General features: G+C 69.4%; 9 protein-coding genes. 8 read left to right on the top strand and 1 reads right to left on the bottom strand.

Going from position 1 to position 12,795, the window contains the following annotated elements; genetic code table 11:
• Nucleotides 1-264 precede the first annotated feature (264 nt).
• The 6 genes from CHB73_RS09180 to CHB73_RS09205 all read left to right on the top strand — a co-directional run bounded on the left by CHB73_RS09180 (nt 265) and on the right by CHB73_RS09205 (nt 8,451).
• Complete coding sequence (locus CHB73_RS09180; RefSeq protein ID WP_089274282.1) at nt 265-936, top strand: site-2 protease family protein; 672 nt, start codon at nt 265-267, stop codon at nt 934-936.
• 26 nt (nt 937-962) lie between these two features.
• Nucleotides 963-1,973: a tryptophan--tRNA ligase gene (gene trpS, locus CHB73_RS09185; protein WP_089274283.1), complete on the top strand. Its 1,011-nt coding sequence runs from the start codon at nt 963-965 to the stop codon at nt 1,971-1,973.
• Between the two features lie 80 nt (nt 1,974-2,053).
• Entirely contained in the window at nt 2,054-3,232 is a 1,179-nt protein-coding gene (locus tag CHB73_RS09190) for a pyridoxal phosphate-dependent aminotransferase (RefSeq protein WP_089274284.1), read from the top strand.
• Nucleotides 3,233-3,272: 40 nt separating this feature from the next.
• On the top strand, nt 3,273-3,854 hold the full coding sequence (locus CHB73_RS09195; protein WP_089274285.1) for a hypothetical protein: 582 nt from the start codon (nt 3,273-3,275) through the stop codon (nt 3,852-3,854).
• Nucleotides 3,855-3,868: 14 nt separating this feature from the next.
• Nucleotides 3,869-5,119, top strand: a complete 1,251-nt coding sequence (locus CHB73_RS09200) for an HD-GYP domain-containing protein (protein WP_089274286.1) — start codon at nt 3,869-3,871, stop codon at nt 5,117-5,119.
• Between the two features lie 80 nt (nt 5,120-5,199).
• On the top strand, nt 5,200-8,451 hold the full coding sequence (locus CHB73_RS09205) for a UvrD-helicase domain-containing protein (protein ID WP_089274287.1): 3,252 nt from the start codon (nt 5,200-5,202) through the stop codon (nt 8,449-8,451).
• Here the strand turns inward: CHB73_RS09205 and CHB73_RS09210 are convergent.
• On the bottom strand, nt 8,448-9,431 hold the full coding sequence (locus CHB73_RS09210) for a M15 family metallopeptidase (RefSeq protein WP_235641572.1): 984 nt from the start codon (nt 9,429-9,431) through the stop codon (nt 8,448-8,450). The genes CHB73_RS09205 and CHB73_RS09210 overlap by 4 nt on opposite strands.
• 161 nt (nt 9,432-9,592) lie before the next feature.
• Here CHB73_RS09210 and CHB73_RS09215 point away from each other — a divergent pair, with 161 nt between their 5' ends.
• Together CHB73_RS09215 and CHB73_RS09220 are read left to right on the top strand one after the other, a co-directional pair.
• Complete coding sequence (locus CHB73_RS09215; RefSeq protein WP_089274288.1) at nt 9,593-12,298, top strand: M16 family metallopeptidase; 2,706 nt, start codon at nt 9,593-9,595, stop codon at nt 12,296-12,298.
• Between the two features lie 112 nt (nt 12,299-12,410).
• On the top strand, nt 12,411-12,740 hold the full coding sequence (locus CHB73_RS09220; RefSeq protein WP_089274289.1) for a hypothetical protein: 330 nt from the start codon (nt 12,411-12,413) through the stop codon (nt 12,738-12,740).
• Nucleotides 12,741-12,795: the final 55 nt, after the last annotated feature.

A 12,795-nucleotide genomic window follows, 5' to 3' on the forward strand; every position in this document is an offset into this window, starting at 1 on the left:
GCGACGCTGATGGGCCTTGGTGACACGTTTCAAAATTTCGTTAGACCTTTGGGCAATTTCCATCTGCGAGTCAACGAAAAATGATGACGATTGCATTATTTGTGTTACTGAATCATGCGACCCGCCGGGACTTCCGGCAGGCACAGCGCCGCCGCGCCCGCTGCCCGCGTTCGCCGAACGCCCCGATGCAGCTCCGGGAACTGACCCCGCGCCCGGCACATTGCCCCTTGCCCGCGCTGGCGCTTCGTGCTAGCCGCCTTACCCATGTCCGATCTTGCCCAATACCTGCGCGAGCTCACCGTGCTGCTCGTGCCGCTGCTGTTCACCATCACCTGTCACGAAGCCGCCCACGGGCTTGTGGCTGGTTGGCTGGGCGACCCCACGGCCAAGCTCGCCGGGCGGGTCACCCTGAACCCCGTGCGCCACCTGGATCCCTTCGGCACGTTGATCATGGTCGTGCCGCCGCACATCGGCTGGGCCAGGCCCGTGCCCGTGGACGCGCGCCACTTCAAGAACCCGCGCACCGGAATGCTGCTGGTGGCCCTGGCCGGGCCGGGGGCGAACCTGCTGGTGGCGCTTTTGTGCGCGGCCCTGTTCCACGCGCTGGTCAGCGTGCCCATCAGCGATCCCGAGGGCCTTGGCGTACGCATGTTGGTGCCGCTGCTGACCATGGCCCAGGCGGGCGTGTACGTCAGCCTGCTCATCGGGGCCTTCAACCTGCTGCCCATCCCGCCGCTGGACGGCAGCAACATCGTGGCCCGGCTGCTGCCCGAGCGCCTGGCCTGGCGCTACCTGGACATGGGCCGCTACGGCATCCTGTTCATCATCGGGCTCATGCTGCTGGGCAACTTCGCGGGCATTAGCCTCTTCGGCACCCTGCTCTTCCCCGTGGTGGGCGCTGCGGCTTCCCTCATGGGCATGGGCAACCCTTTCTGACACACAACCAAACAACGGACACGCACATGACCGCCACCAAAGAATGCATCGTCTCCGGCATGAGGCCCACCGGGCCCCTCCACCTGGGCCACCACTTCGGCGTGCTGGCCAACTGGCTCGACCTGCAGGAGAAGCACGACTGCCTGTTCTTCGTGGCCGACTGGCACGCGCTCACCACAGAGTACGCCGACCCCAAAAAGGTCAAGGGCTTCGTGCCCGGCTTGGTGCTCGATTGGGTGGCGGCCGGGCTCGACCCGGACAAGTGCGTCATCTTCCAGCAATCGCAGGTGAAGGAACATGCGGAGCTGCACCTGCTTTTGTCCATGCTCACCCCGGTGGGCTGGCTGGAGCGCAACCCCACCTACAAGGACGTTGCCACGGAGCTGGCCGGGCAGAAGGACCTGGCCACTTACGGCTTCCTCGGCTACCCCGTGCTCATGGCGGCGGACATCATCCTCTACCGCTCCACCGCGGTGCCCGTGGGCCACGACCAGCTGCCCCACCTGGAGCTCACCCGCGAGATCGCCCGGCGCTTCAATTTCCTGAACTGCCCGGAGGACAAGCCCTTCTTCCCCGAGCCCAAGGCCCTGCTCACCGAGGAGGCCAAGCTGCCGGGCCTCGACGGACGCAAGATGAGCAAGAGCTACGGCAACTCCATCGCCCTTGGGGAACCCTTGGAGAACATCGCTCCGAAAATTAAGACCATGCTCACGGACAAGAACCGCCTGCGCAGGACCGACCCCGGCGACCCGGCCGTGTGCAACCTGTACCCCTACCACAAGCTGTTGACCGCGCCGGAAAAATGCGCGGAGATACGCGAGGGCTGCACCACGGCCTCCTTCGGCTGCGTGGACTGCAAGAAGGCGCTCATGGAGTCCCTCACCGCCTTCTTGACGCCCATCCACGAGCGCAGGCGCGCCCTGGAGGCCGACCCCGAGCGGCTTTGGCACATTCTGGAGCAGGGCAACGCAAAGGCGCGCGCCCGCGCGGCCGAGAGCATGGACGCCATCCGCAAGCTGTTGAACTTCGATTTCTAGGACAGGCGCATCCCGGCCGGGGCAGGGCGCACTTCGCCCCGCTCCGGCCTTTTCCTTTTCTGAACCGCACGAGGCCCCACATGAGCGAAAACGTCCGCGTGTCGCAGCGCGCCAGCGAAATCACCCCGTTTCTGGTCATGGACATCCTGGAGGCCGCGCACAGGCTTGAGGCCGCCGGGCACACGGTCATCCACCTGGAGATCGGCGAGCCGGACTTCGACACCCCCGAATGCGTGAAGGAGGCGGCGAAAAAGGCCCTGGCCGATGGCGAGACCCACTACACCCACAGTCTGGGCCTGCTCCCCCTGCGGGAGGCCATTTGCGAAAATCTGGCCCAGCGCTACGGCGTGGCGGTCGATCCCGGCCAGGTCATCGTGACCCAGGGCACCAGCCCGGCCATGCTGCTGCTGTTCTCCACCATTCTTGAGGCCGGGGACGAGGTCATCCTGTCCGACCCGGCTTACGCCTGCTACGACAACTTCATCCGCTTCGCCGGGGCCAGGCCCGTACGCGTTCCCGTGACCGAGGACGACAGCTTCCAGTACCGGCCCGCGGCCATAGAGGCCGCCATGACCCCGAAGACCCGCGCCATCCTGCTCAACTCCCCGGCCAATCCAACGGGAACGCTGCTCTCCGCCGAGCGCATGGATGCCGTGTGCCGCCTGGCCGACAGCCGCGGGGCCTTCGTGGTCTCCGACGAGATTTACGGCGGCCTGGTGTACGAGGGCAGCGAACACAGCGCGCTGGAGTTCAGCGACCGCGCCTTTGTGCTGAACGGGTTTTCCAAGCTCTACGCCATGACCGGCTGGCGGCTGGGCTATCTGGTGGCGCCGAAGGAATTCATCCGTCCCATGCAGAAGCTGTGTCAAAACTTCTTCATTTCGGCCAACTCCGTGGCCCAGCGTGCGGGCGTCGCCGCCCTCGAAAAGGGGGCGGAAGACGTGGCGCGCATGAAGGCCGTGTACGACGAGCGGCGACGCTTTCTTCTCCCCAGGCTGAAGGCCCTGGGCCTGGGCGTGGCCAACGACCCCACCGGCGCGTTTTATGTCCTGGCCAACGCCCGCCACTGGGCCGCGAACTTCGGCGGCAGCTCCCTCAGGCTGGCCTACGACATCCTTGAAAAATGCCACGTGGGCGTCACCCCCGGCATCGACTTCGGCCAGGGCGCGGAAGGGTACCTGCGCTTCTCCTACGCCAATTCCCTGGAGAACATCGCCGAGGCCGTGCGCAGACTTGAGAAGTACGCCGCACTGGCGTAGGAGAAACAACATAAGGAGCGGCAACCGCCGCAAGACCGCCATGAAACGTCTGCTCCGGCTCGACATCTGCCTGGCTTCCTGCCTGGCCCTCTGCCTGGCCTTCACCGGGGGCTTGGCGTCGCGCGGGCTTTGCGGTCAGGTTGGCGGCGCTCCGGAGACCCCGGCCAAGCAACCGGCCAAGCAACCGGCCAAGCGCACGGGCGATGCTGCGTCTAAACGGCCAAAAACGACGCGCAAGGCCAGAACCGCCCAGGCCGGCGTGTCCGAGGCCGAGGCGCTGCTGGGCAAGCGCAAGCTCACCCGCCAGGACATGGCCAGCCCGTTCAGCGCCACGGCGGACTACGGGCCGCCAGCCCCGGAACGGGCCGAGGAAGACAACGCGACCACCCGTCTGGACTTCGATCCCGCGCCCAAGAAGGGACCGTTCGCCAAACAACAAAACGATTCGCCCATCACCCTGCGTTTTGGCAGCGACAAGGTGGTGGACCCCATCACCGGGCTTGAGGTGAACCCGAAATCCGATGCGGCCAAGAACCGCGACCCGGCCAAATCCGAGATCAAGGGCGCTCTGGAAAAGGTCGGCGGCAAGGCCGAGGTCCAGGTGGACATCTTCAAGTTTTAACAGGCCCCCTGACAGTGAACCTGCGACTCTTCGACTTCCTCTCCGGGCTCTCCGGAGCCCTCGACCTCATGAGCAGCGAGGTGGTGGGCCACCACAAGCGGGTGGCCTACATCGCCGCGCGCCTGGGCAAAACGCTGGCCCTGCCCCGCCAGGAGCGCGCGCTCCTGTTCATGGCCGCCATCCTGCACGACGTGGGCGGCTTCACCCTGCAAAGCAGGTTGGCCGCGCTGTCCTTCGAAGCCGACGGTGCGCGCCACGCCGAACTGGGCTACCGCCTGCTGCGCGCCAATCCCCTGCTGAAGGAAGCCGCGGTCATCGTGCGGCACCACCACACCCCGCGCTCGCGCCAAGCGGAGCTGGACGAGCCGCCACGCGCGCTGGAGCTCTCCTGTCTGCTGAACCTGGCCGACCGCGTGGACGTGCTGACCCTGCGCTCCCACTCCTTCGACCCCGCCTGGGTCATGGCCCAGATAGCCCCGCGCGCGCCGCAGCAGTTCGCCCCGGCGGACGTGGACGCCCTTGCCGTGCTTGCCGCGGACCCGGACTTCTGGGCGCCCCTGGCCGGGCCGGATCCCGTGGCGACCTTAGAGGAGGAGCCGCTGCTGCTGGAGGAACGCCACGTGTCCCAGGCACAGCTGGAGCAGGCTTCCACCGCGTTCTCGCAGATCATCGACTTCCGCAGCCGGTTCACGGCCACGCACTCGCGCGGGGTGGCCGAAACCGCCGTGTGCCTGGCCGAAAAGGCGGGCATGGCGGACGGACAGCTTGCGGCCATGCGCCTGGCTGGAAACCTGCACGACCTGGGCAAGCTGGCGGTCCCCTCCGAGATCATCGACAAGCCCGGCCCCCTCGACGACCAGGAACGCGCGGTGATGGACCGGCATCCGGAACTGGCCCAGGGCATCCTCTCCCGCGTGGACGGGCTGGAAACCGTTGCGGCCTGGGCCTCGCAGCACCACGAGCGCCTTGACGGCCGGGGCTACCCGCGCGGTCTGGTCGGAACGGAGCTGTCGCTGGGCTCGCGCATCATGAGCCTGGCCGATGTGTTCACCGCCCTGCGCGAGGACCGGCCCTACCGGCGCGGCCTGGAGAACGGGGAAACCCTGAACATCCTGGACGACATGGCCGCACAGGGGGCGCTGGACGGCCATGTGCTGGCCCTGGCGCGCGCCAACCTGGACGAGCTGGACGTGCGCAGATGCGCGGCGCAAAACGCCGCTGCCCGCGAATTCCGGGAGTTCTACTCCGGCGTTCCGGTAGCCTAGCCCCCCCGCGGGCTCCCAAGGCTTGCCAAGCCTGCCCACGCTGGCGTACATCCAAAAAAATCGGTCATTCAAGGACAGGCATGAGCGACTTTGCGACGGACCTGCACATCCATTCGCGCTTTTCCCGCGCCACCAGCAAAGGCCTCACCGTGAGAAGCCTCACAGCCTGGGCCGAGGTCAAGGGCATCGGCGTGCTGGGCACGGGCGACTGCACCCACCCCGGCTGGCTGGCCGAAGTGGAGCGCGAACTTGCCGAGGACGGCTCCGGGCTGCTCCGTCTGCGCGACCCCTCCTCCCTGGCCGGGCAGATCCCCGGCCTGCCCGTGACCCTCTCCGGGTCGGCCCGCTTCATGCTCCAGGGCGAAATCAGCTCCATCTACAAACGCGGCGGCCGCGTGCGCAAGGTCCACAACCTCGTGTACCTGCCCACCCTTCAGGCGGCCAAGTCCCTCAACGCCAAGCTCGCCCAGGTGGGCAACCTCGCCGCCGACGGCCGCCCCATCCTGGGCCTGGACAGCCGCAACCTGCTGGAGATGGTCCTTGAAACCCACCCCGAGGCCTTCCTGGTGCCCGCGCACATCTGGACGCCCTGGTTCGCGCTCTTCGGCTCCATGAGCGGCTTCGATTCGGTGGAGGAGTGCTACGGCGACCTCACCGGACACATCTTCGCCATGGAGACCGGCCTTTCCAGCGATCCGGCCATGAACTGGACCCTCTCCGCCCTGGACCGCTACCGCATGATCTCGAACTCCGACGCGCATTCTGGCGAGAAGCTCGGCCGCGAGGCCAACCTCTTGCGCGGCGAACCGTCCTTTTCCGGCATCCGCGGCGCCCTGCGCGCGCACCTGCCGCGCGGGGAAGGCGGCGCCGGGGCCGGAGATTGCGAATTCCTGGGCACCGTCGAGTTCTACCCGGAAGAGGGCAAATACCACCTCGACGGGCACCGCAAGTGCAACTGGTGCATGGAGCCCGCCGAGACCCTGGCCCACAAGGGCCTGTGCCCGGTGTGCGGCAAACCCGCCACCCTGGGCGTGCTGCATAGGGTGCTCGCCCTGGCGGACCGCCCGGAACCCGTGCAGCCCCATGGCCAAGCAGGGTATTGCTCCCTCATCCCCCTGCGGGAGGTGCTCTCCGAGGTGCTGGACGTGGGGCCGGGCAGCAAGGCGGTGACCGCCGAATACTTCCGCCTCATCGGGCGCCTGGGGCCGGAGCTGTCCATTCTGCGCGAGGCCCCGGTGCAGGACATCGCCCGCGCCGCGCCCGTGCTGGCCGAGGCCGTGGAGCGGATGCGCGCGGGCAAGGTGCTGCGCCGGGCGGGCTTTGACGGCGAATACGGGGTCATCACCGTGTTCACCCCGGAGGAGCGCGCGCAAATGCGCCAGGGCAGAATGCTGGCGGGCATTCCCGCCCGCCGGGGCCGTCGTCCGGCCTCCGGTTCAGGGGCTGCCCGGCCGGAGCCCGAGGCCGAGGGCGAAGGCGACCCCGCCCCGGGACTTGCGCCTGCGGCCCAGGCCCTCCCGGCCGGGCTGAACCCCTCCCAGGAGGCCGCTGCCGCCTTGGGGCTGGGGGAGGTTCCGGCCCCGGCGCTGGTGCTGGCGGGACCGGGCACGGGCAAGACCCACACCCTCGTTTCCCGCGTGGAGCGCCTGCTGGAAACAGGCGTCGCGCCGGAGTCCATCGCCGTCATCACCTTCACCCGCCGCGCGGCGGACGAACTGCACGAGCGCCTGGCCGCGCGCTTCGGGCCGCAGGCGCGCCTGCCCCTGGCCGACACCCTGCACGCCCTGGCCCTGGACCTGTGGGCCGCGCGCCGGAGCCAGCCCCCGGTGCTGCTCTCCGAAGACGCGGCGCGGCGCATGTTCCTGGAGGCCCTGGCCCAGGCCGGAGGCCAGGAACTGCCCAAGGCCCGGCGGCTGGAGCTCTTCCGCAGCCACGGCCTGGCGCGGGAGACCCTTTCGCCCCTGGCAGGGCCGGACGCGGCGCTGGTTTCCGCCGCCTGGGAGCTGGTGCGCGAGGCCAAGGCCCTGCGCAACCAGGCCGATTTCACGGACCTGCTGGAATTCCTGCTGACCACGGTCAGCGAGCCCGGCTTCGCCGCGCCCTTCGCCCACCTGCTGGTGGACGAGGCCCAGGATCTTTCGCTGTTGCAGCTCCAGGCCGTGCTGGGCCTTGCCGGGCAGTCCGGGGCCGGGTTCTTCGCCATCGGCGACCCCAACCAGAGCATTTACGCCTTTCGGGGCGCGGCGGGCGACCTGCGCCAGCGCCTTGCCGCGCGCTGGCCGCACCTCGCCGTGGCCTCCCTGGCCGAAAACTACCGCAGCGGCCAGGGCATTCTGGACGCCGCGGCCGTGCTCCTGCCCGAGCCGCCCGTGCTGCGCGCTCTGCCGGAACGCACCTGGGACATGGAATTGCTGGAGGCCCCGGACGCCCGGCACGAGGCCTCGCTCATCGCCTCGCGTGCGGCGGCCCTGCTGGGCGGCACAAGCCTCACCCTCATGGACCGCACAGCGGATTGCGGGCTGGCGCCGGGCGACGTGGCCGTGCTGGTGCGCCTGCGCGCGCTCATCCCGCCCCTCAAGGCCGCGCTGGAGCTGGCGGGCCTGCCCTGCTCCGCCCCGGAAACCGAAATGTTCTGGGAGGAGCCGCGCGCGGCGCTCATCCTGCGCGCGGCAGGACGGCTCTTCGGCCTGCCCGAGTCCGAACCCAGCGGGGAACCCGGCGGAGAACCCGGCGGAGAACCCGGCGGAGAACCGCCCCTTGCCGAAGCCCAGGCGGCGCTGCCGGACTTTTTGCTGCTGCAGGGGCCGCGCGTGCTGCCCGCCGCCCTGCGCGAAACCCCGCCCTTCGACCGCTTCTTCTGGGACGGCGCTGCCTTCCGCGACCTGTGCCACGCCTTTGACGAGGGACGCGGCTGGGTGGGGCTGCTGGACCGCGTGCGCCTGGAGACGGGCTACGCCAGCATCCGGCAGGCGGCCCAGAAGGTGCGCATTTTGACCATGCACGCGGCCAAGGGGTTGGAGTTCGAGGCGGTGTTTTTGCCCGCGCTGGAGCGGGGCCTGCTGCCCCTGTGCGGACATGGCGCGCAGGACGCCGAGCTTCCGCCCGAGGCGCTGGCCGAGGAGCGACGCCTGCTGTACGTGGCCATGACGCGCGCCAAGAGCCGCCTGTGTCTGTCCTTTGCGCGTTCGCGCACGCTCTATGGCGCGGCAACGTTCCGCGACCCCTCGCCCCTGCTGGAGGAGCTGCTGGCGCAACTGCCCGCCCACGCGCTGCGGCGCACGGTGCTGGCCCAAAAGATCCAGACCCGGCAAACCCACCTGTCCCTCTTCTAGCCCGCTCCAAACGCCTTGCGGGACGGCGCGCCCGGCAGGCGGATGTCCCCGCGCAGATGCCGGGCCTTCAGGATCAGTTCGGGCCGGTATTCGAAGTGCATGAGGTCGAAGGCCGCCCACTTGCCGCCCCAAATGAAGCCCTCGGCCTCGAAGGCCGCCACGATGCCGCGCGGAAAGGCTTGCACGCGCGCGGGCGCGGCCTCCGGGTGGCGGCAGGTGAGCCAATAGGGCAGCGCGGGATTCAGGTCCACGGCGATGCCGAAAGCGTGGGCGCTCAGGCGGTCCGTGGCCGCGATCTCGCGCCAGCAGAAGCCGCCGCCGAAGGGCCTGAGCACCTGCCGCCACGCGGGCCGGGCCGCACGCGGGGCCAGCCTGCGCCACACGCGCGCCAACGCGTTGGCCGCGCCAAAGCGCGTGTTCATGGACGCCCCGTGGCCGTCGAAGGAGACCACGCGGCAGGCCGCGCGCACCGCATCCTCGTCCGCCCCGTAGAGCGCCGTGAACAGGGGCTCCACCCGGCTGCGGCCGGGATCGAAGCCGGGCCGCGGGTTCGCAGTCTTGGGCGTGGTCCGGCCCAGCGGATACACCTGGGCCAGCATGGCCCGCACGTCCGGCTCCTCCAGAACCTGCCCCGGCGTCCGGATGCGGCCGTCGTCGTAGGCCAGGCGCGCGCCATGGGCCAGCACAAGGTCCAGGCCCCCGGAATCCCTCCGCGCCAGGCCCAAGAATGCTCCAGGATACGCCGCGCGCAGGGCGGCGAGGTCCAGGACCGCCATGGCGGGCAGTTCGCTGGACGCCAAAAGGCCTTGCCACCGCGCCGAAGCGTCTAGGGCCTCGGCGCGCGCCGCCAGGCACAGCAGGACAATGATGGTGAGGGCGGCCAGGCGGGTCCAGTGGCCCCGGAACGCGCCATGCGCACGCCCCCGCACTCGCCAAGCCGGACGCCAGGCCAGGGCGCGGCGCTCAAGAAAAGTCATCATGCCGCGAGCCTAGTCCCTTGAACGGGCAGGGTCAACCATACCCCGCCGTCGCCCTGCAGTCCCCCTCTTGCCGTCCGTGCAGGGCGGGCTTATCTATGCGGACGCGACGCGTGCCCAGGCGCGCGCTCCGCATCCGCCGCAACCTGCCAAGGAGACTCCCCATGCATCGCAGCTTCTCCCCGGTCTTCGCCTTGCTTTCCGCCTTGCTGCTGGCCTGCTCCGCCACCGGGGCCCTGGCCGCACGAACCCTGCACACGAAATCCGCGCCCAAGGCCGCCCCGGCCATTGCCGCCGCGCAAAACACCCACATAGACGGCGTGCGCTTCGTGCGCCTGAAAAACGGCCTGGGCGTGCTGGTCAAAGAGGACGGACGCTTCCCCCTGGCGCATGTTCGGATGCTCGTGCACGCGGGCAGCGCCTACGAGACCCCGGCCCAGGCGGGCATCAGCCACCAGTTGGAGCACATGGTCTTCAAGGGCGCTGGCGACATGGGTCCGGGCGAGGCCGCCCGGCGCGTGGAGGCGGCGGGAGGCAGCCTGAACGCCGCCACCAGCTTCGACTACACCGTGTACTATGTGGAGGTGCCGGACGCTTCCTGGCGCATGGCCATGCAGGTGGTGGCGGACATGACCTTCAAGCCAGCCCTCGTCCCGGCGGAGCTTGAAAGCGAGAAGGAGGTGGTGCTGGCCGAACTCAAGCGCGGCGAGGACACCCCCAGCGACCTGCTTTTCCAGACCGTGCAGGCCATGCTGTGGAAAGGCACCAGCTACGGGTGGCCCATCATCGGCTATCGCGACACCGTGCGCTCCTTCACCAGCCAGTCCATCCGCGACTACATCGCGCCCCTGTACCAGCCGCAGAACATGGTGCTGTGCGTGGTGGGCAAGGTCAAGGCCGACGAGGTGATCGCCTGGGCCGAGGAGCGCCTGGGCGGCATGGCCAACACCGCGCCCCTTTCCCCGCCCACGACGCTGGCCCTGGCTCCTTCCTCCGGGCCGCAGGCCAAGGTGCTGCCCGGCGCCTGGAACAAGGTCCATCTGGCCCTGGCCTTCCCCGCGCCGGACTTCCGCTCCGCCAAGATGCCCGGTCTGGACATGCTGGCCCAGATTCTGGGCGGCGACGAGACCTCGCGCCTGTACCGCAAGTTCAAGTACCAGCTGCGTCTGGTGGACTCCATCGACGCCACCTCCTTCAACCTGGAGCGCGGCGGCGTCATCGGGGTCTGGGCCGTGCTCGACGCGGACAAATTGCCCGCCTTCTGGGACGCCCTCGTTTCCGAGCTGGCGGCCTTCGACGCGTCAAGCGTCACGGACGAGGAGCTGGCCAGAGCGCGCGCCAACATCGAGGCCGGGCTTTTCCTGTCCAGGGAGACCATCGGCGGTTTGGCGGGCAAGCTGCTGCACCAGTACGCCTTTGACGGCGGGCAGCAGGCCGAGGCCAACTACCTGACGCAGCTGGCCGCGACAAACCGCGCGCAGCTGGCCGCCCTGCACCGCGAGTTCTTCCGGCCCGCGGAGGCGCGCCTCGCCGTGCTCGCGCCCAAGGGCGCTCCCGTGACGGAAGCCGCCCTGCTCAAGACCCTGAACACGCGCTGGCCCGCGGGCGCGGCGGCGGCCACGGCCAAGGCCAAGGCGCAGGGCGGCGCGGTGCGTCAGGTGTCCCTGCCCGGCGGCGCCACCCTTGTGCTGCAGCCGGACCCCACCCTGCCCTACGCGGCGCTTTCCATGGCCTGGCCCGGCGGCGACGGCCTGCTCCACGCCGATGAGCAAGGCCTGGGCGCGCTCACGGCCTCGCTGCTGGGGCGCGGCACCAAATCCCTTTCCGCCACGCGCTTCGAGGACTTCCTGTCTGACCGCGCGGCGGCGCTCTCGGCCAGCAGCGGCTCGGAGACCTTCAGCCTCTCGGCCAAGTACCCCAGCCGCTTCGAAGCCGACATGCTGGGCCTGCTGCGCGAGGTGCTGACCGCCCCGGCCCTGGCCGGGACCGAACTGGCCCGCGCCCGCGAGGACCAGCTGAACGCCATCAAGCGCGGCGAGGACCAGCCCCTTGGCCTGCTGTTCCGCAAGCTGCCGGGCATCCTGTTCACATCCGCTCCCCACGCCTACCTGCGCCTGGGCGACCCGCAGCAGGTGGCGCGCTTCACCCGCGCCCAGGCGGCCGCCTTCTGGAAACGGCAGTCGGCCCAGCCCTTCGTGCTCTCCGTGTGCGGCCAGTTCGACGAGGCGCAGGTGACGCGCTTCGCCCAGGAGCTGGCCCGCATCCTGATCCCCGATGGCGCGGCCGCGGCCAAGGCCAGGGTCCCGGCCTGGAAGCCCACGCACCGCACCGTGCTGCACCTGCCGGAGCGCAACCAGTCCCATCTGCTGGTGGTGTTCAAGGCCCCTGGCCGCGCGGACCAGGACACCACCGCCAGGCTCTCGCTCCTGCGCGCGGCCCTGGCGGGCCAGAGCGGCCTGCTGTTCCGCGACATGCGCGACAAGCAGGGCCTTGGCTACACGGTGACCGCCTTCCTCTCCCAGTATCGCGAGGCCGGCTTCCTGGCCTTCTACATCGGCACCGACCCGGACAAGCTCGGCCAGGCGGTGGAAGGTTTCCGCAAGGCGGCTGCAGATTTGGCCGCCACCCCCCTGCCCGAGGCCGAACTCTCACGGGCCAGGAACATCCTCTCCGGCGACTACTACCAGGAGCGGCAGGCGCTTCTCGCCCGCAGCCGCGAAGCTGCCGGGGCCATCGTGCAAGGGTTTGACCGCGACGCCGAACTGAAGCTGGTGGAGGCCGCGCAGAAGCTCGGCGCGGAGGACGTGCGCAAGGCCGCGGCGGAAGTGCTCAAGTGGGACGAGGCCATCCTGGTGGAGGTGGCCCCGTAGGGACTGGCCCCGCTTATTCCTTGCCTGCCGGGGCGGGGATGGGCTACATGACCCGATGGCCGGGGCGACTGACGCCACGGCCCGCCCCGGCACACGGAACCAGGAGGAGCGCATGGCGATTTTCAAAGGCGGCAAGCCCAGGCCCGAAGAGGAAGAGAAATCGGACCCGCGCCTGGGCCAGGCCAAGGACGTGTATACCGGCGGCCGCTTCAAGATCGTCACCCTGGACGCCATCCCGGCGCGCGAGGTGCTGGGCACCTTCGGGCTCATCGTCAGCCGGAGCTACAATTGCGACAACGCCTTCTACGGCCTCATCGCCCAGGCGCTGGAGGTCAACGCCGACGCCATCCTCGGCTACAGGGAAAGCGTTGCCTTCCACCCCGAGGGCGCGCGCTACTACTCCTGCTACGGCACGGCAGTACGCCTGAAGCCGGTGAAATAGCGCGAAACGCAAAACGACGTGAAGGCCCGGAACTCCCAAGCGGATTCCGGGCCTT

Origin of the sequence: Humidesulfovibrio mexicanus (assembly GCF_900188225.1) — a bacterium.
Taxonomy (GTDB): domain Bacteria; phylum Desulfobacterota; class Desulfovibrionia; order Desulfovibrionales; family Desulfovibrionaceae; genus Humidesulfovibrio; species Humidesulfovibrio mexicanus.